Genomic DNA, 18,306 nt, shown 5'->3' with positions numbered 1-18,306 from the left:
GGTGGACGCGGCTGGCGGCCCTGGCTCCTCCTAGGCATCAAGCAGGTAGCAGCGCGCCCACTGCTCGAGGTCCTGGTACACCTTACGCCGCACGGACTTGCTGGAGAGCAGAACGTCGTGCAGCGCACCCTCGGTCCGGACGATCGTCACCGTGCGGCCAAGTCCCGGTGCGCGTAGCGCGATCTGCTCAACGTCGAGCACGATATCCGTCTGCATCGCATCCTCCGTCCAGGTGGGACTGACCACCGATCGCGCCGAGATCAGCACCAGCACCGGAACATCAATCTTCAGGCCGGCGGCAATCTGGGAATGACCGGCCAACACTGCCCGGAGCCAACCGGCCAGGATCGGAAAGCCGTATTCCCACCGCCAGTCACTATTCAGCTCCCATTCGCCGTCGGCCTGGTTGCTCAAGCTCCGCCAGTACAACCCGAATTCCGGCAGTTTCAGCCTCGCCTTGGGTCTGACGCGCGCCAACGGCTCCACCAGGGAAGCAGTCGCGTTGCGCACGATCGAGCTGCCATGCAGCTCCAGCCAGGGACTGTTGAGGATCAGGCTCCTGATCCTTCCGGGATGCCGGTGCACCCATAGCGCCGCTATCAGCCCACCAGCGGAGTGCGCCATCAGGTTCACGTTCACCTCGGCGGAGCCACCCTCAACATGGGCCAAGCCGTGAAGCGTTCTCTGGTCGGTTTCGACCGCCTCAATGGCGGCTTCCAGGTCAGCGTCATAATCCTCCAATGAGGTCATGAATCCCGGAGTCTGATGCGGGCGCAGGCTCCGGCCGAATTTACGCAGATCCACGGCGTAGCACGCGACGCCGAGCCCTGCCCAGAACTGCGCCAGTTCGACATGGAAAAAATAGTCGTTCCAGCCATGGACGTACAGAACTGCCTGCGGAGCCGGCCCGCCGGGATTGGACCCCCCGGCCCCGATCCGGTTCCACCAGGTGCGCAACTGCCGGAGGAGCGGCATTTCATCTCCAGCAGGCTCGACGGCCGCGGTTGGCCGGTAGCGCACAAGGGTGGCGAGGACTTCACCTTCTTCATCCGTGCCGAGCGGCAGGTCCAGCTTCTCAAATCCGTGTCCCAGGAAGTCAGGTTCCCATGAAGGTGACCCCATGCTTTGTCCGGCTTCCATCCGGCCATCCTATCGGCCGGTTTGGCAGCAGGCGTACGAACGGCAACACTTAACCCATGCGCCTTTATCCTGCCTTCTTCCGTGTGGTTTTTTCCGATATGGATGCCGAACGGGCCCACCGCATCGGCTTCGTCCTCATCCGGACCGCACACCGCATCGGGGCAGGCAGGATGCTCCGCCGCTTCACCCAGCCCTCGCCGGTTCTGCAAACCACAGCGATGGGACTCATGTTTCCGTCCCCCTTCGGGCTGGCAGCGGGTTTCGACAAGGAGGGCAGCGGCATTGAGGCGCTGACGGACCTCGGTTTCGGCAGCGTGGAAGTCGGAACCATAACCGGGCAGGCCCAGCCGGGAAACCCCCAACCGCGGCTGTTCCGGTTGGTTCAGGACCGCGCCGTCATCAACCGTATGGGATTCAATAACGACGGCGCCGCAGCCATCGCGCCCCGTCTTGCCAAGGCGGGCCGCGCCTTGAAGAAAAGCTACGGGGCCGTCCGGCCTGTCATCGGCGTCAACATTGGCAAGACCAAGAAGGTGAACCTGCGCGACGCCATCGAGGATTACCTCGTCAGCACCCGCGCTCTGGCCCCGGTCGCGGACTATCTGGTCGTCAACGTCAGCTCGCCCAACACGCCCGGCCTGCGCCTGCTCCAAAATGTCGATTCGCTACGGCCGCTGTTGAAAAGGGTGGGGGAGTGCGCCGATCAGGAGGCGGGACGCCATGTCCCGTTGCTGGTCAAAATCGCGCCGGATCTGACAGAATCCGATATTGACGGCGTCGCCCGGCTGGCAGTTGATATGGGCCTTGACGGCATCATCGCCACGAACACGACTATTACCCGCGAGAACCTGACGACCGACGCCGACGCGGTGACCGCCCTCGGCGTCGGCGGTCTTTCCGGAGCGCCATTGAAAGACCGCTCACTAGAGGTGCTGCGGAGATTACGCCAGGCTGCGGGGGGGAATCTGACTCTGATCTCCGTCGGCGGTGTGGAGACTGCCGAGGACGTCGCCGAACGGTTGGAGGCAGGTGCCACCCTCGTCCAGGGTTACACCGCTTTCCTGTATGAGGGCCCCTTCTGGGCGGCGCGCATTAACCGCCGGCTTGCCCGGCTCCTCCAGTCCTAGAACACCTTTTTCCAGGCTCAGTCAGTCGCGGGCTGAGTACCCGTCGCCCGCGGGCGACGGGTACTCAGGCTGTCCTGGCCGCCGTCGCCCCAGGGACCAGCCACCGCAGTCCGCTCCGGACCATGGCGATGGTTGAAACAAGCCAGATCACGCCCGCAACCCAGATGCCAGTCTGGCCGATGCGGATCATGAAGGCAATGTCCTGCGTGGCGCCGTAGAGCATGCTCGCCACCGAGTACATGCCAAGTGGGAAGCCAATACTCCACAGGGCCGCCTCATACTTCAGCGGCACACGCCGGACCATGTGCCGCCACAGCCCGAAAATCAGCAGCAGAGGTATCCACCACAAGCCGAGCGACCACAACACGTAGCTCATCCCCGCGACGAAGTGCCGGGTCGCCTGCATGATGGGAAGGTCCGCCGGCAGCAGGAGGATGCGGGACCCTGCCAGCACCGAGATCGCCGTCGCGCCCATATAAATCCAGTAGGTGGGGCTCAGTCCGGTGGGAACGTTCTCGCGGACGAGCATGCGGAGCGTAACCAGGGTCGCCACCAGCAGGTAAAGGGCAATTCCAACACCCCAAAGGCCGATGGCGATCGATCCCATGATCTCCGGATGCCAGCGGCCGGCGGCGATGGCGGCGGACGTCGCCACGGACTCGGTGCCGACCACCCACAGGAACCAGCTGCCATTGACGTCAGCCATCACTGATTTATCGCCGTGTCCGAGGACGACGGCGGATGGAAGGGCGTAGGTCAACAACAGCCACAGCACGGCGCTGAAAAGGGCCAGAGCCGCGAAGCCGGTAAAGCGGCCGGACATGCTCAGATAAGCGCCTATAACATTGGCGGCGGCGACCGTGGTGAAGAATCCGAACGTCTTGGCCGGATTCCCGGCGTCGGACATCACATTCGAACGGTGGACGGCAAGCCTCCATACCGTCGCCACAGCGAGCAGTACTCCACCGGTCACGGCAAATACCAGCAGGGTCAGCGAGATGACAACCTGGTCGAGGAGGTCAAAGCCAAGTGCGGTGATAGCGCTCGCCATCACGAAGGCAAAGGCGGACGGAGGCAACTCGGCAACCGCGCCGTCGACCCGGCGAATCAGGGTCGGCGCCGTGGAACCGTTGCCTGGCAAAGCGCTTAGGAAGCGTCGGGGTATTCGCCGCGCTTAACCATGGGTTTCGGCAGGCGGAGCCGGCGGAGCTGAGCGGAGCGTGTGACGGCATACCATGCCGTTCCGGGCTGGACCACGCCAAACTTGCGGGTCAACAGCCCCTTCATCCGGCGGTGCAGCAGGAACCCATCCACGAAGACGATGGCAAACATGGCCCAGAAGGCAATCAGGATCCAGAATGTCAGGCCGGGAATCGGGATGAACGTAATCAACACGAACACGAAGGCAGCAATGATCAGGTACTCACCGGCGTTGTAGCGCGCATCAACGTAATCGCGCACGAACCGGCGCTGCGGTCCTTTGTCGCGCAGCGGGAGATACTTTTCTTCACCGGTATCCAGGGCCTGGCGCATCCTGGCCCGTTCGCGCTGTTGGGCCTCGCGGTTCCTGGCCTTCGCTTCCTTGCGGTCATTGGGCACCAGGGGCCGCTTGCGCGCAGCCTCTTGGGACTTGCGCTTGGGCGTGGGAGCACCTTTGCCCAGGTTACGGGTTTCCGGGTTCTCGTTCGAGGAGCTCTCGTCCTCCGCCGTCGCTTGGGCGGGCTGCGGCTCTTTATTTCGTCCAAACACCTTTCTACAGTACCTTGTTCCATCACCATGACGGCACGCTCCTGCGCCGGTATGGTGTCGACTATGACTGATCAAATACAGAACTCCGCCAGCAAAGAGGCCGGCGCCAAGGACAATGTCGACGTCGAAGCCATCCGCCGGCAGATTGATGCCGACTTCGAGCAAACCGTCAGACAGCTGAAGGACCTCGTATCCATTCCCGGAATCGCCTGGGAGGCGTTCGATCCGGAACAGCTCCAGCTCAGCGCGGAAGCAGTCGCGCGGCTCATCCGGGAGTCCGGAGTGGAAGACGTGCAGATCCTGCGCGTGGATAACGACGGCGTTCCCGGCGGCCCCGCGGTTGTCGCCCGCCGCCCGGCACGAGCGGGCATGCCGACCGTGCTGCTGTATGCACACCACGACGTTCAACCTCCGGGCGATGCTGACCTGTGGGGGAGCGAACCATTCACGGCAACTGAACGAGGGGACCGGCTCTTCGGGCGTGGAGCTGCCGACGATAAGGCCGGCATCATGGCCCATATCTCGGCACTCAGAAGCCTGGACGGGCTCTTGGGTCCGGATCTCGGCGTCGGTATTACCCTGTTTATTGAGGGCGAGGAAGAGGCCGGTTCGCCAACGTTCCGGAAGTTCCTGCAAACCCACCAGGAACTGCTGCGGGCGGATGTGATCGTAGTGGCCGATTCAAGCAACTGGAAGGTCGGCGTTCCCGCGCTCACCACCAGTCTGCGTGGTCTCGTTGACGGAACCATTGAAGTCCAGGTGCTCGAGCACGCCGTCCATTCGGGCATGTTCGGAGGACCAGTTCTCGACGCGCCGACACTGCTGTCCCGGCTGATCGCCACCCTCCACGATGAGTCCGGGGCGGTGGCCATCGAGGGCCTTGTACGCAATGACGATGCATCGGTGGATTATCCCGAAGCTGACTACCGGGCCGATGCGTCAGTCCTCGACGGCGTCACTCTTGCCGGAAAGGGTTCGCTTGCATCCCGGTTATGGAGCCAGCCTGCACTGTCGATAATTGGTATGGATGTGCCAAGCGTGGCGAAATCCTCCAATACTCTGCTGCCCTCGGCGCGGGCAAAGTTCAGTCTGCGCCTGGCACCCGGCCAGGACCCGACCGAAGCTATGCATGCGGTTGAAACGCATGTGCAGAAGCACGCCCCATTCGGTGCCAGCGTAACCTTCACACCGGGCGAGACGGGCAGTCCCTTCGCAACAGACACGTCGGCGGCCGCCGGGCAGCGGGCCCTCTGGGCACTGCAGCAGGCGTGGGGCGTGGACGCGGTGGAAACCGGCGTCGGAGGCTCTATTCCGTTCATAGCCGACCTCACCGAGATTTATCCCGAGGCGCAGATCCTGATTACCGGGGTGGAAGACCCGGATTCGCGGGCCCACAGCGCCAATGAGTCGCTCCATCTTGGCGAGTTCAAAAAGGCCGTTCTGGCCGAGGCCCTGATGCTGGCAAAAATCAACAGCGAAGGACTCTGATGGTTTGGAATCAACGGGGCCCTTATCCGGTTACGCCCATAGCCCTGCCGGTCGTAGACTGGAAGTGTGCCTGCACGTGGAATACGGCAGCGTAAGCGAGCTGCCCTTTCCGCCACAACCTGCAAGGAGTTAAGAAAGCCATGACTGCCACATCAAGCGAAATCCAGAGCGACGCCGGCGCTGCCGTTGAGGACATGCCCCAGCACGAAGTCGAACTCTCCACTGTCGCAGCTGAAAAAGTGCGCAGCCTCCTCGAACAAGAGGGCCGCACCGACCTTCGCCTCCGCGTGGCGGTACAGCCCGGGGGCTGCTCCGGACTGATCTACCAGCTCTACTTCGACGAGCGCATCCTGGACGGCGATGCGCTTCGCGACTTCTCTGGAGTCCAAGTCGTTGTCGACAAAATGAGTGTGCCCTATCTCACATGGGCAAAAATCGACTTCGAAGACACCATTTCGAAGCAGGGTTTCACCATTGACAACCCCAACGCCGGCGGCTCCTGCGCCTGTGGAGACTCCTTCCACTAAAGGACGCCTGTAGGCGAAACCCTCTTGTTCGCCGGCTCCGACGCACGGGTACAACCTGTCAGCGGAAATCCGGCAGCGACGGTAAGCTCTACAGTGAGTAGTAAAACTGAATGTGCACTCCTGCGCGCAGTTGCGCAGGTGTGGTTGTAGCACGTAACAAGAGGAAGGGCCGTCTGTGAGTTCGCAGAACCAAACCGGCAGCCGGCGCGCTAAGTCTGCCAAGATCACGGGCTTGGCGCTGGTTGGCGCGTTGGCATTGACGGGTTGTTCGGAAGCAGCCCAATATGGCTGGTTGCCCAGCACACCGGGCACCACCAACCACACGGATGAGATCATCTCGTTGTGGGTGAATTCATGGATTGCCGCACTGGCGATCGGCGTTATCACCTGGGCGTTGATCATCTGGTGTCTCGTTGCCTACCGCCGCCGGAAGAACGAGACCGGCTTCCCCCGTCAGATCAGCTACAACCTTCCCCTCGAAGTTCTGTATCTGACGATCCCGCTGTTCATGGTGATGGTGCTGTTCTACTTCACTGACAAGGAACAGCGGGTTCTCGACGCGCGTGCCGAGAACCCGGACGTGATCGTCGATGTCCGCGGCAAGCAGTGGTCCTGGGACTTCAACTACGTCAAGGCAGACAAATACGACGCCGGCATCCAGGCACACCTCGACGGTGAAGAGGGTATTCCGGACACGCTGCCGACGCTGTACCTACCGGTCAATCAGACGGTCGAACTGCAGCTGAATTCCCGCGACGTTATCCACTCCTTTTGGGTCCCGGCGTTCCTGCAGAAGAGGGACATGATCCCGGGCAAGACGAACTACATCACGTTGACGCCGACCCGTGAGGGGACGTTCGACGGAAAATGCGCTGAGCTCTGTGGTGAATACCACTCGGAGATGCTCTTCCGGGTCAAGGTCGTCGACCAGGCCGAATTCGAGGATCATCTCGCCACCCTCCAGGACGGTCAGCTGCGCGAAAAGTATGACCGCGATTCCTACCCGCAACAGAACGACTAAGGGGAACCGGTGTCTACGTACGAATATTCCTCAAGCGACTCCGGAGCAACGGTCGCTCCACGTGTGGTCCCCAGATCCAAGGGTCGCATCGTCGTCAACTGGCTGACGACGACGGACCACAAGACAATCGGGTATCTCTATCTGATTACGTCTTTCCTCTTCTTCTGCCTCGGCGGCGTGATGGCACTGGTCATCCGGGCCGAGCTGTTCGAACCCGGCATGCAGTTGCTGCAGACGAAGGAACAGTACAATCAGCTGTTCACGATGCACGGCACGGTGATGTTGCTGCTGTTCGCCACCCCGCTGTTCGCCGGGTTCACCAATGTCATCATGCCGCTGCAGATTGGGGCGCCTGACGTGGCGTTCCCACGCCTGAATGCGTTGGCTTACTGGTTCTTCCTCTTCGGCAGCATTATCGTTATTTCCGGCTTCCTGACCCCGCAAGGTGCCGCCTCCTTCGGGTGGTTCGCCTACGCACCCCTGTCGAATACAACGTTTTCGCCCGGGCTGGGAGGGGACCTGTGGGTCTTCGGACTCGCTCTGACTGGTTTCGGAACCATTCTCGGTGCCGTCAACTTCATCACCACCATCATCTGCATGCGGGCACCCGGTATGACCATGTGGCGGATGCCGATCTTCACTTGGAACGCGCTTGTGACGTCCATCCTGGTCCTGATGGCGTTCCCGCCGCTGGCGGCGGCACTGTTCGGGCTGGGAGCAGACCGGAGGTTCGGCGCCCACATCTTTGATCCCGAAAACGGGGGCGCCATCCTGTGGCAGCACCTCTTCTGGTTCTTCGGCCACCCCGAGGTGTACATTATTGCCCTGCCGTTCTTCGGTATCGTCTCTGAAATCTTCCCGGTGTTCAGCCGCAAACCTGTTTTCGGCTACAAAGGCCTGGTATACGCGACGATCGCCATTGCCGCACTGTCTGTGACAGTCTGGGCGCACCACATGTACGTCACCGGCTCGGTACTGCTGCCGTTCTTCGCCTTCATGACCATGCTCATCGCAGTGCCCACGGGTGTGAAGTTTTTCAACTGGATCGGCACCATGTGGCGTGGTTCGCTCACCTTTGAGACGCCCATGCTGTGGAGCCTGGGCTTCCTCGTGACCTTCCTCTTCGGCGGACTCACCGGAATCATCCTGGCCTCCCCGCCGCTGGACTTCCACGTCTCAGACACCTACTTCGTTGTGGCCCACTTCCACTACGTGGTCTTCGGTACGGTGGTCTTCGCGATGTTCGCCGGGTTCTATTTCTGGTGGCCCAAGTGGACCGGTAAGATGCTCAACGAACGGCTCGGAAAGATCCACTTCTGGTTGCTCTTCCTCGGTTTCCACGGAACATTCCTCATCCAGCACTGGCTGGGCGTGCTCGGAATGCCGCGCCGCTACGCCGACTATCTGCCCGAGGACAACTTCACCTGGATGAACCAGTTCTCCACTGTTTCCTCGTTCGTCCTGGGCGCGTCGCTCATCCCGTTCTTTTGGAACGTGTACATCACCTGGCGCAGCAAGACCAAGGTGGCAGTGGACGATCCGTGGGGATTCGGCGCATCGCTCGAATGGGCGACCTCCTGCCCTCCGCCCCGGCACAACTTCACATCACTGCCGCGGATCCGGTCGGAGCGCCCTGCACTCGATCTGCACCATCCGGAACTGTCAACGTTTGATACATCCGGGTCACCGGTGGCCGCCGCGCTTGGCGCTGCCGACAGGGGGGACGCAAGCAAATGAAAGTAGAAACCTACCTCTTCAGCCTGGGCATTTTCTTCTTCCTCCCGGCCGCCATCGTGTATGGCTTCATGACCGGTTGGGGGGAATGGGTAGGCATCATCGGCCTGCTACTCGTCACCGGCCTGTCCGGCATGATCGGGTTCTACCTCGGCTTCACCGGCCGCCGCGTCGGAGCGCGACCTGAAGATCGCCTCGATGGTGAGATACATGAAGGATCCGGCGAGCAGGGCCACTTCAGCCCTTGGAGCTGGTGGCCACTGTTCCTGGGAGCAGCCTGCGCCGTCGGTTTCCTCGGACTGGCCATAGATTTCTGGATCGTTTACATTGCAGCCGGCATGGCCGTCATCGCACTGGTCGGTTGGGTCTACGAGTACAGCCGCGGAGAACACGCGCACTGATCCATTAGCGCCCGCTGATCAGCCGGCGTCACAAAACGCATTGTGGGGAGTTGTCCGTATTGGGCAGCTCCCCACTCAGGTTTGTGACGCCGGATCCTTCAGCTTCCCGTGCTGGGAACTCAACAAGTGCACGAGATCCTCCAGAGTCGCCTCGCTGACGCCAGGCTCCGCCTTGGCGTTGTCGATGGCCAGTTCAACCACGGAGCCACGCTCGAAGTCCTGCGCCATCACAGCAAGCAGGGAATGCGCATCGACAGCGGGGTGGCCTGGCTTGGCTATGGTGACCGGCTGGCCACTGTCAATTACTGCCCGGACGAATACAGCGGCAGCACGGGCATGCAGACCAATCTCTGCCGTTACCGTCGTTGTCCGTACGGGCATAGCGGTTCCCATCGTTCGATCAAAAAAGTCTCATTACGAAAATAGCAGGTGCAGGCCGCGCACGGAGTATCTTCTCCGATCGGTAGAATAGAGGCCTAGGAAAAAATCAACTTGGGGGAGTGGAACAGGTGACATCGCTGACAGCCTCCTCCATCGAAGGCGAGATCTCCCGCCGGTCGAATATCGCCATTTATGCCCAGCTCAGGGACATCCTGCGCACATTTATTGAGAATGACTGCGAACCGGGTCAGTCAATACCATCCGAGCGTGAGCTCAGTGAACGTTTCGGACTTGCGCGGATGACCGTCCGGCAGGCCATCGACGCCCTCGTGGGGGAACAGGTCGTGGAACGCATCGTTGGCCTGGGCACCTTCGTAGCGCACCGGAAGATGGACCTGCAGGTCAAGCTGACCTCATACAGCGAGGAAATGCAGCGCCGCGGCATGGTACCGGCCGCACACGTCCTCAGTTTCGAACAGGTCAGCGCCAGCGCCTTCCTTGCCCGTGAGCTTCAGATGGAGGAGGGACAGCCTGTAGTGCGGTTCCGCCGCCAACTGCTGGCGGATGGTGAACCGATGAGCGTGGACGAGAATTTCATTCCCGCCCGGCGGGTACCCGGTATCCTCGATGATCCGCCGCCCACCTCGTTGTATAACGTGCTTAGCGAACGGTACGGTCTTGTGATGGAGTGGGGCGAGGACATGATCGAAGCCACCGCCGCCTCTCCGTCCATCGCCCGGCTTCTCAATGTCGAAATGGGCGCTCCGCTGCTGAAGATTTCCCGCCATGCATTCGTCTCCAGGGCGATGGTTGACTATTCCGTTTCGTATTACCGGGCCGACCGTTACAAGCTCTGGGTGCCGCTTCAGCGGCCTGGCGTGCGCACCCCGCGGGCGTACTCCCTCAATCGGCATACGGGCTGAACGGGAAGCGGCGAACCGAAAGTTAAATAGATATGGGGTCGATCCGCTGGATCGACCCCATATCTACAGTCCATTAGTGGCCTGAAACCTCGGCCTTCTTCTCCCTCTCGCCTTCAACCTCACCGTGCCCATGGGCGTGCGCCGCACGGATTTCTGCCGGACTTGCCGGTGCCACTCGGTCTTCGAAGAAGATCCGGGACAGCAGGCCACGGGCCTTCTCCGTCTTGGTGATCTTGCCTTCAGCATTGGGCTGCGCAGGCAGGACATCATGCGATTCGAAGTTCACCAGCTTGTACTGCTTGTACTTATCCAGCGGCTCGTGAACCTCGATGAACTCACCATGCGGAAGGCGGACGATACGCCCGGTCTCCCTGCCATGGAGCGCGATCTCGCGGTCCTTGCGCTGCAGAGCCAAGGCAATCCTCTTCGACACGACGAATCCGATGATAGGTCCAAGGATGAACAGTGCCCGGAGCCAGTAGATGACGTCATTGAGCGATATCGAGAAGTGAGTCGCGATCAAGTCGGAACTGGCCGCGGCCCACAGTACGCAGTAGTAGATAACACCGGCGACACCGATCGCGGTCCGTGTCGGAGCGTTGCGTGGCCGGTCCAGCAGGTGGTGCTCGCGCTTGTCCTTGGTAACCCAGGCTTCCAGCCATGGCCAGAGGAACAGCAGCGCAAACAGGATGCCAGCCGGCACCAGCGCCGGAAGGAGCACATTCAGACTGAGCGTGTACCCGAAGATGACGAACTCCCAAACGCCTGGCATGAGCCGCAGCGCGCCGTCGACGAAGCCGATATACCAGTCCGGCTGGGTACCAGCCGAGATGGGGGAGGGATCGTAGGGCCCGTAATTCCAGATCGGGTTGATCGTGAACATCCCTGCCATCAGGGCCACGACACCAAACACGATGAAGAAGAATCCACCGGCCTTGGCAGCATAAACAGGGCCGACGGGGAACCCAACGACATTGTTGTTGGTGCGGCCAGGCCCAGCGAACTGTGTGTGCTTGTGCACCACAACCATGAAGAGGTGGATGGCAATCATGAGCAGGATGAACGCTGGTATCAGCAGGATATGGAGAACATACAACCGTGGAATGATAACCGTTCCCGGAAATTCACCGCCAAAGAGGAAGAAGGAGATGTATGTTCCGACAATCGGTATCGACTTGATGACGCCATCGATAATCCGCAGTCCGTTGCCCGAGAGCAGATCATCCGGCAGCGAGTAGCCGGTAAAGCCTTCGGCCAGGCCGAGAATCAACAGGGTGGCACCAACCACCCAGTTCAATTCGCGGGGTTTCCGGAACGCGCCGGTGAAGAAGACGCGGAGCATGTGCACCGACATTGCCGCCACGAACAGCAGAGCTGACCAGTGGTGCACCTGGCGCATGAACAACCCGCCCCGGATATCGAAGGAGATATCCAACGACGATGCATAGGCCATCGACATCTCCACGCCCTTGAGCGGCACATAACTGCCGTCATAATGGGTCTCCGCCATGGACGGATCGAAGAAGAACGTGAGGAAGGTGCCGGAGAGTAGCAGGATCACAAAGGAGTACAGCGCAACCTCGCCGAACATGAATGTCCAGTGATCAGGGAAAACCTTGCGACCGAATTCGCGGACCATTCCGGATCCGCCGACACGCTGGTCCACGTAGTTGGTGATACGCCCAACGTTGGTCTTGGGCTCATATGGTGCTGTCGAAGTGCTCATCCGCGCTCCCAGAAGCTAGGTCCAACGGGTTCCGTGAAATCACTTTGGGCCACCAGGTAGCCCTCGGCGTCAACGGTGATCGGCAACTGCGGCAAGGGCCGGACGGCCGGGCCGAAGATGACCTTGCACTCCTGGGTCAAGTCGAACGTCGACTGGTGACAGGGGCACAACAGGTGGTGGGTCTGCTGTTCATACAGCGCGACCGGGCACCCGACATGGGTACAAATCTTGGAGTAGGCAACGATACCTTCATAACCCCAGTCTTCGCGCCCTTCGGACGGGGAGAGATCTTCAGGATTGAGGCGCATCAGCAAGACGACGGCCTTCGCCTTCTCTTCCAGCTTGTGCTCGGCCTCGTTAAGCCCTTCGGGAATAACGTGCACAGCTGATCCAATGGTGACGTCACTGGCCCTGATCGGGGTCCCCGTCGGATCAAGCGTCAGACGCACACCTTCGTCCCACATGGTGTGCCGCAGCACGTCACCGGGCAGGGGGCCGAGGTCGCGGAAGATGGCAATTGCAGGGAACGGGGCCAGAATCATGGCAACGAGCATAGTGTTGCGGATGAGCGGGCGGCGCTTGATGCCGGTCTCCTCGATGATGTCACCGAGGATCTGTTCGGCCTCTGCGCGTTCCGATTCCTTGGTGACCGGCTTGCGGGACTCGACCACTTCGTGGTCAGGCATCAGGGTTTTGGCCCAATGCACGATCCCGATGCCGATTCCGAACATGGCGAATGCCGTACCGAGGCCCAGCAGCAGGTTCTGCAAACGCAGGTCTGAGCTTCCTGGTTCATCGATCTCGATGGCGAAGTAGCCAACAAAGAAGAGGATCGTGCCGACGATCGAAATGAGGAACAGAATTGCAACTTGCTTCTCGGCACGTTTTGCCGCACGCGGGTCCTTGTCCGCGAGCCGCGGGCGATGCGGGGGGAGGCCCGGATCGTGGAAGCGTTCGACCTCCGCGTGGCCGTCAGTGCCGACGCGGTCCGGTGTATTGGGACTGCCGTCATTTCGCCTGGCCATGGTCCCCCTCATTCTCCTGTGAAATCTTCATTGCTGAATGTGCTGAACTTTCCTGTTCCTCACCGGGGTGAGCGGTTGACATATGGATTCCTACGACGAACGGGACGTGAGCCAAATGGTGAAGGCAATAATGACACCCAGACCGGCGATCCACAGGAACAGTCCCTCCGATACCGGACCCAGGGAGCCAAGAGCAGCACCGCCGGGGGACTTGTTATCGTCAATGTAGTTCAAGAAGGCGAGAATATCCTGCTTGCCCTCGGGCGGGAGGGTCGCATCATTGAAGACCGGCATGTTCTGCGGACCCGTGACCATGGCCTCGTAAGCATGCGCATCGCTCACTCCGGATAGGGCCGGCGCGAACTTCCCCTGGGTCAGGGCGCCCCCGGCGGCGGCAGCGTTGTGGCACATGGCGCAGTTCACGCGGAACAACTCGCCGCCGTGGGCGACGTCAGCATCCGACGTATCAAGGGCTTCTTCGCTGGGGATGGCCGGTCCGGGGCCGAGAGACGCGACATAGGCCGCCATCTGCCTGGTCTCTTCTTCATTGAATTGCGCCGGCTTCTCCATCGCCTGCGGGCCCTGCATCTGCAGCGGCATGCGTCCGGTTCCAACCTGGAAGTGAACGGCAGCAGCCCCGACGCCGACCAGTGACGGACCTGTTTCGGTTCCACCGGCTTCCATACCGTGGCAGGTGGCGCAGTTGGCGATAAAGAGTTTCTCGCCCTCGGCGATGTCCTCGGCGGAGAACGTAGAGGTTTGGGCCTTGGCCTCGTTGGCGCCACTGGCAACCGCATACAGACCGCCCGTGAGCAGGAGGCCCATCAACAACAGTGCTACTGCCGTTAGCGGGTGACGTCGCCGTTGCGATAATGCCTTCACGTGGTGGTTCCTTCGGTCCGTTGTTGCTGTGGCGCGTGTGACGCTATTTCAAATTCTGCCTCTTGTAGAAAAAGAGTCAAGTAAGGGCTACTTCAGGAAGTAGATGATGATGAACAGTCCCACCCAGACGACATCGACAAAGTGCCAGTAGTAAGAGGTGACGATGGCGGAGGTGGCTTCGAAGTGTCCGAAACGTTTGGCCGCGAAGGCCCGTCCGATAATCAGAAGGAATGCCACCAACCCACCGATGACGTGAAGCCCGTGGAAGCCCGTGGTGATATAGAAGGCCGACCCATAGGAGTTGGACGAGAGCGACACGCCTTCGGAAACCAGCGTCGCGTACTCGTATGCCTGGACCGACACGAAGATCGCCCCAAGGAGGAAGGTGAGGAGGAACCATTCGACCATGCCCCATTTGGCGATCTGGAACATGCCGCCCATACGACGGGGCTGGAGCCGCTCAGCGGCGAACACGCCGAACTGGCAGGTGAAGGAACTGGACACCAGGATGATGGTGTTCGCCAGCGCAAACGGAACGTTGAGCAATTCTGATTCCGTCGCCCACATCTCCCCCGCAGTGGAGCGGAGAGTGAAGTACATGGCGAACAACCCGGCGAAAAACATCAGTTCGCTGGAGAGCCAGACGACGGTTCCGACGGAAACCATATTCGGGCGGTTCAGAGTGGGATTCGCCGGAGAACTGGGGGCATGGGTAGCAGTTGTCACATAGACATTATGTCTATAAAACCGGCTCCTGCCCAACCCGACACCGGATTCAGTTCAATCTTTTTCTACAAAGTCACGAAATTCCGCGGGGGACCGCCATATTGGGCGCGTAAGCGGATTGATGACTAGCATCTAGGTGTGAGTATCCCACCAGCTGCAGAAAAGGCGGCCCCGACGTGGCCGCAGCTATTGACGACCCTCATAGGGCGTCATGACCTGAGCACAGATCACAGCCGATGGGCGATGAACTCCATTATGGAAGGCACGGCCTCGGAGGCCCAGATAGCCGCTTTTCTCACCGCCCTCCGCGCCAAAGGCGAGACGGTTGAAGAATTGACCGGGCTGGTCGAAGCGATGCTGGATAACGCCCGCCCGATATCGATTCCGGGTCCGGCACTGGACATTGTGGGGACCGGGGGAGACCGGCTCAACACAGTCAATATTTCCACCATGTCCGCTCTGGTCTGTGCCGGGGCCGGAGCAAAGGTCGTCAAACACGGAAACCGCGCGGCGTCGTCGTCCTCCGGTTCCGCCGACGTACTCGAGGCCCTCGGGGTGCGGCTCGATCTGCCTGTTGAGGGTGTCGTCGAAGCGGCCGAAAAGGCCGGAATTACGTTCTGCTTCGCCCAGCTGTTTCACCCGTCCATGCGTTTTGCGGCCGCCGTGCGGCGTCAGATGGGCGTTGCGACGGCGTTCAATTTCCTCGGTCCATTGATAAATCCCGCGGACGTAGCAGCCTCGGCCGTCGGAGTCGCCGACCCGGCCATGGCACCCTTGATGGCCGGCGTCTTTGCCGCGCGGGGAAACCGGGCATTGGTCTTCCGCGGTGATGACGGACTGGACGAAATGACGACGACGGGTCGTTCCAGGGTCTGGGAAGTGCGTGGCGGCACCATCAAGGAACAGGTCTTCGACCCGGCCGCCGTAGGCATCAACCGCGCAACTGTGGAGGATCTCCGCGGCGCCGATGCCACCTACAATGCCGAGGTGGTGCGCCGGGTGCTGGCGGGCGAAACCGGCCCTGTACACGACGCCGTCGTACTTAATGCCGCAGCCGGCCTGGTGGCGTTCGATGAAGCGGCCGAGGGCCCGCTTGAGGACCGGATGTCCGTGGCGGCGGAAAGGGCACGCGAATCCATCGGCAGCGGCGCCGCAGCGGATGTCCTGCGGCGCTGGATCGAAGTGACACGCTAGCCGCGCCTCAACCTTCCAGGCCGAGGGAGAACGCCGCATCCAGATCGTGCTGCGAGTAGGCCCGGAAAGAAATGTGGGTGGTCGTGCTGACGACGCCGGCAACCTTCGAGAGGCGGTCGGCAATGACATCAGCCAGATCCTCGTGCTGCCGCACCCGAGCGACGGCGATCAGGTCCCAGTCCCCGGTCACGGAATAAACTTCGCTGATTCCGTCGAGACCCGAGATCTCCTCCGCTGATTCGGGGATCCTCGATGCGTCGGTCTTAATCAGGACAAAAGCTGTAACCATGATGGTCCTTTCCAAAGGTACGGAAGTTGTGGGCCTTGCGTCTGGCGATCGCGGCCGGAGGTCTGAACTGAGACTAGTTCATTGGCGTCACTGGTTCATTCCAGCCCTTGCGGTGCGCCTTAAGGCAAGAGTGCCGACGAGCCGGTGGCCGAGGATCGTCAGGCCAAGGAAGCAGAGGGTTACCAGTTGGAAAGCAAAGGCCAGGCCGCCACCTGCAAGTCCACGCAGGGCCAGTCCGCCCACGACGGTGACGAGCCAGATGGCGACGCCGGCGGGCCAGAGTCCAAATGGCCGGCGCCACGCCCGTGCCACAGACCATCCAATGGCAGCGGCCAGAAGGAATGGTCCTGCGGTGCCAAGTACGCCCAAGATGGCCACTGCGTGCTCATGGGTGTTCCGGCCAAGGATGGCGAACAAGAGAATGACCGCTGCATCGAGAGCGGCTGCGAGTACAACTGGCATGTCAGCCAGCCTAATACGGCGGGACGGGGATACGCTGAGGGAGCTCAGGGTTGTATCCGCATAAACAAAGCTGTAAGTTTGTGGATATATTTACAAGTCACAACGATTGTGGTTCCGATGTATGTCATGACTATCGACCAACGAAAATCCCGCACAAGCGACGATCTCGTGGACCCTCTGCTTGCTGAGCTCAATCAGGGTTCCGGGTTCACTCCCGTCCGTGCCTTTGAACGCACGGCCGGCGATGAGGTGCAGGGCATTCTGGACGACCCTGCCGCCGTCGTACGTATTGCCCTGAAACTGGCCCAAACGGAGAAGTGGAGCGTCGGTATTGGGATTGGATCGGTCAAGGAACCGTTACCTGAGAGCACCAGGGCCGGATCGGGAGCCGCCTTTGAACAGGCACGCGAAGCCGTCGAGGACGCCAAACACGCCGCCGGCCATATTTGCGTCCGCGGTCAGCATCCCGCTTGTGAAGATGTAGATGCGATCCTGCAGCTGCTCGGAGCCCTGTCCCTGAAACGGACCGAGGCGGCCGTGGAAGCCGGAACCATGCTCGCGGCAGGGGCAACCCAGCAGGAAATCGCCGCCAGCCTCGGTATCAGCCAGCAAGCGGTTTCGGCCAGATTGCGGGCCGGTCTGTGGCAGGAGGACCAGCGGGTCCGGGAGACAGCAATCCGCCGCCTGAAGGAGGCCGACCAGTGAGCATTGTCAGCATCGTTCTACTCGCCCTCACTGCGGTGGCGGCGGCCCCGCTCTATTTCCGGAAGTACGACGGCGAAGGTTCCGGAAGGATGCGGTGGATTTCCATTGTGTTGCTTGCGCTGCTCGGACTCGCCGCCCTGACCGGAGTTTTTGGCGACATCAAGCTCGGTGCTGTTGGGTACTCCCTGACAGTTCTAGCAGCGGCCGTCGGCGGCGGACCGGTTACAGTCGCCATCCTGCAGTCTTCGTTCAACCGGGAGCATCCGGAGAACAATACCGACGTCACCGAGTCGCCCGTATTGCGCGGCGGAGCCTGGATTGGATTTTTGGAACGTATGGCCATCAGCGGGACCTTGCTCGCCGGCTGGCCGGAGGGCATGGCCGTGGTTCTGGCCGTGAAGGGGCTCGGCCGGTATTCCGAACTGGGATCGGAGTCCGGCGCTGCCGAGCGTTTCATCCTCGGCACTTTTGCCAGCGTGCTCTGGGCAGCCGCAACGACCGGCGTGGGATGGATGAACGTCCAGTAGCCGCGGGCAGCAGCTTAGAAGTATGACCGGGCGATACCTACGACGCGGTCTTCATTATCGATCAGCAGGGGAGCGGACCACCGCTGATGCAGCGTGCAGGGATGCGAGATGGCGAGAGTAACCAGATCACCGGGCTGCGCCGGATCGTCCGCCGGCACTTCTATGAACGCATGCTGGTCGTTGAGTTGGAAAACCTTCCAGTCCGAAACATCGCGGAACTGGGAACCGCCGGACGGGACTAAACGGCGGGGGAGCGGCAGCCCGGAATCGGTGTTCACA

The 18,306-nt window shown here is 61.1% G+C and carries 20 protein-coding genes and 1 pseudogene; 10 read left to right on the top strand and 11 right to left on the bottom strand.

All coding sequences use genetic code 11. The features are described 5' to 3' along the window. Positions 1–30: 30 nt before the first annotated feature. Positions 31–1,140 (bottom strand): alpha/beta hydrolase, encoded by a 1,110-nt coding sequence (locus Y707_RS24500; protein WP_051441792.1) that lies wholly within the window; start codon positions 1,138–1,140, stop codon positions 31–33. Positions 1,141–1,196: 56 nt separating this feature from the next. Here Y707_RS24500 and Y707_RS0108550 point away from each other — a divergent pair, with 56 nt between their 5' ends. Next, positions 1,197–2,267 (top strand): quinone-dependent dihydroorotate dehydrogenase, encoded by a 1,071-nt coding sequence (locus tag Y707_RS0108550; protein ID WP_026534775.1) that lies wholly within the window; start codon positions 1,197–1,199, stop codon positions 2,265–2,267. 64 nt (positions 2,268–2,331) lie between these two features. Here the strand turns inward: Y707_RS0108550 and Y707_RS24495 are convergent, their stop codons facing one another. Next, entirely contained in the window at positions 2,332–3,408 is a 1,077-nt protein-coding gene (locus tag Y707_RS24495) for a tellurite resistance/C4-dicarboxylate transporter family protein (RefSeq protein ID WP_051441791.1), read from the bottom strand. A gap of 5 nt (positions 3,409–3,413) precedes the next feature. Further along, positions 3,414–4,016 carry a DUF3043 domain-containing protein gene (locus tag Y707_RS0108540; protein ID WP_026534774.1) on the bottom strand — a complete coding sequence of 201 codons (603 nt, stop codon included), beginning with the start codon at positions 4,014–4,016 and terminating at the stop codon, positions 3,414–3,416. A gap of 63 nt (positions 4,017–4,079) precedes the next feature. Between Y707_RS0108540 and Y707_RS0108535 the strand changes: the two genes are divergently transcribed. From Y707_RS0108535 to Y707_RS0108515, 5 genes are all read left to right on the top strand, one after another. After that, positions 4,080–5,504: a dipeptidase gene (locus Y707_RS0108535; RefSeq protein ID WP_026534773.1), complete on the top strand. Its 1,425-nt coding sequence runs from the start codon at positions 4,080–4,082 to the stop codon at positions 5,502–5,504. A 140-nt stretch (positions 5,505–5,644) separates the two neighbouring features. Beyond that, positions 5,645–6,031: a HesB/IscA family protein gene (locus tag Y707_RS0108530; RefSeq protein WP_026534772.1), complete on the top strand. Its 387-nt coding sequence runs from the start codon at positions 5,645–5,647 to the stop codon at positions 6,029–6,031. A gap of 175 nt (positions 6,032–6,206) precedes the next feature. Next, a complete protein-coding gene (ctaC, locus tag Y707_RS0108525) occupies positions 6,207–7,052 on the top strand; it encodes an aa3-type cytochrome oxidase subunit II (protein WP_026534771.1) in 846 nt (281 codons plus the stop codon). Between the two features lie 9 nt (positions 7,053–7,061). Continuing rightward, positions 7,062–8,789 (top strand): aa3-type cytochrome oxidase subunit I, encoded by a 1,728-nt coding sequence (gene ctaD / locus Y707_RS0108520; RefSeq protein WP_026534770.1) that lies wholly within the window; start codon positions 7,062–7,064, stop codon positions 8,787–8,789. After that, on the top strand, positions 8,786–9,187 hold the full coding sequence (locus Y707_RS0108515; RefSeq protein WP_026534769.1) for a cytochrome c oxidase subunit 4: 402 nt from the start codon (positions 8,786–8,788) through the stop codon (positions 9,185–9,187). The genes ctaD and Y707_RS0108515 overlap by 4 nt, the downstream gene beginning before the upstream one ends. Positions 9,188–9,262: 75 nt before the next feature. Here Y707_RS0108515 and Y707_RS0108510 read toward each other — a convergent pair whose 3' ends face one another. Beyond that, positions 9,263–9,568: an HPr family phosphocarrier protein gene (locus tag Y707_RS0108510; protein WP_026534768.1), complete on the bottom strand. Its 306-nt coding sequence runs from the start codon at positions 9,566–9,568 to the stop codon at positions 9,263–9,265. Positions 9,569–9,696: 128 nt separating this feature from the next. Here Y707_RS0108510 and Y707_RS0108505 point away from each other — a divergent pair, with 128 nt between their 5' ends. After that, positions 9,697–10,491, top strand: coding sequence for a GntR family transcriptional regulator (locus Y707_RS0108505; RefSeq protein ID WP_026534767.1), 795 nt, complete (start codon positions 9,697–9,699; stop codon positions 10,489–10,491). A 73-nt stretch (positions 10,492–10,564) separates the two neighbouring features. Here Y707_RS0108505 and qcrB read toward each other — a convergent pair whose 3' ends face one another. The 4 genes from qcrB to ctaE all read right to left on the bottom strand — a co-directional run bounded on the left by qcrB (position 10,565) and on the right by ctaE (position 14,850). Continuing rightward, a complete protein-coding gene (gene qcrB / locus Y707_RS0108500; RefSeq protein ID WP_026534766.1) occupies positions 10,565–12,217 on the bottom strand; it encodes a cytochrome bc1 complex cytochrome b subunit in 1,653 nt (550 codons plus the stop codon). Beyond that, entirely contained in the window at positions 12,214–13,242 is a 1,029-nt protein-coding gene (gene qcrA, locus Y707_RS0108495) for a cytochrome bc1 complex Rieske iron-sulfur subunit (protein WP_026534765.1), read from the bottom strand. The genes qcrB and qcrA overlap by 4 nt, the downstream gene beginning before the upstream one ends. A gap of 90 nt (positions 13,243–13,332) precedes the next feature. Beyond that, on the bottom strand, positions 13,333–14,124 hold the full coding sequence (gene qcrC, locus Y707_RS0108490; RefSeq protein ID WP_026534764.1) for a cytochrome bc1 complex diheme cytochrome c subunit: 792 nt from the start codon (positions 14,122–14,124) through the stop codon (positions 13,333–13,335). An 87-nt stretch (positions 14,125–14,211) separates the two neighbouring features. Beyond that, positions 14,212–14,850: an aa3-type cytochrome oxidase subunit III gene (gene ctaE / locus Y707_RS0108485; RefSeq protein ID WP_035780883.1), complete on the bottom strand. Its 639-nt coding sequence runs from the start codon at positions 14,848–14,850 to the stop codon at positions 14,212–14,214. Between the two features lie 138 nt (positions 14,851–14,988). Here ctaE and trpD point away from each other — a divergent pair, with 138 nt between their 5' ends. Further along, on the top strand, positions 14,989–16,044 hold the full coding sequence (trpD, locus tag Y707_RS0108480; protein ID WP_026534762.1) for an anthranilate phosphoribosyltransferase: 1,056 nt from the start codon (positions 14,989–14,991) through the stop codon (positions 16,042–16,044). Between the two features lie 7 nt (positions 16,045–16,051). On the opposite strand, the gene Y707_RS0108475 is transcribed toward trpD, so the two are convergent. Both Y707_RS0108475 and Y707_RS0108470 read right to left on the bottom strand, forming a co-directional pair. After that, positions 16,052–16,333 (bottom strand): Lrp/AsnC family transcriptional regulator, encoded by a 282-nt coding sequence (locus Y707_RS0108475; RefSeq protein WP_026534761.1) that lies wholly within the window; start codon positions 16,331–16,333, stop codon positions 16,052–16,054. Between the two features lie 87 nt (positions 16,334–16,420). Further along, positions 16,421–16,795, bottom strand: coding sequence for a DUF3054 domain-containing protein (locus Y707_RS0108470; RefSeq protein WP_035780882.1), 375 nt, complete (start codon positions 16,793–16,795; stop codon positions 16,421–16,423). Positions 16,796–16,921: 126 nt separating this feature from the next. Between Y707_RS0108470 and Y707_RS0108465 the strand changes: the two genes are divergently transcribed. Continuing rightward, positions 16,922–17,500 (top strand): SatD family protein, encoded by a 579-nt coding sequence (locus Y707_RS0108465; RefSeq protein ID WP_253905104.1) that lies wholly within the window; start codon positions 16,922–16,924, stop codon positions 17,498–17,500. After that, positions 17,497–18,027, top strand: coding sequence for a hypothetical protein (locus Y707_RS0108460; RefSeq protein WP_026534758.1), 531 nt, complete (start codon positions 17,497–17,499; stop codon positions 18,025–18,027). Before Y707_RS0108465 ends, Y707_RS0108460 begins: the two co-directional genes overlap by 4 nt. A 14-nt stretch (positions 18,028–18,041) precedes the next feature. Here the strand turns inward: Y707_RS0108460 and Y707_RS0108455 are convergent. Further along, positions 18,042–18,306: pseudogene (locus tag Y707_RS0108455) on the bottom strand (hypothetical protein); the annotation flags it as partial.

Origin of the sequence: Arthrobacter sp. H14 (genome assembly GCF_000520495.1) — a bacterium.
Lineage (GTDB): Bacteria > Actinomycetota > Actinomycetes > Actinomycetales > Micrococcaceae > Arthrobacter_C.
The sequence above is the reverse complement of the archived record's forward strand: the minus strand, read 5'-3'. Positions and strand labels throughout refer to the sequence as shown.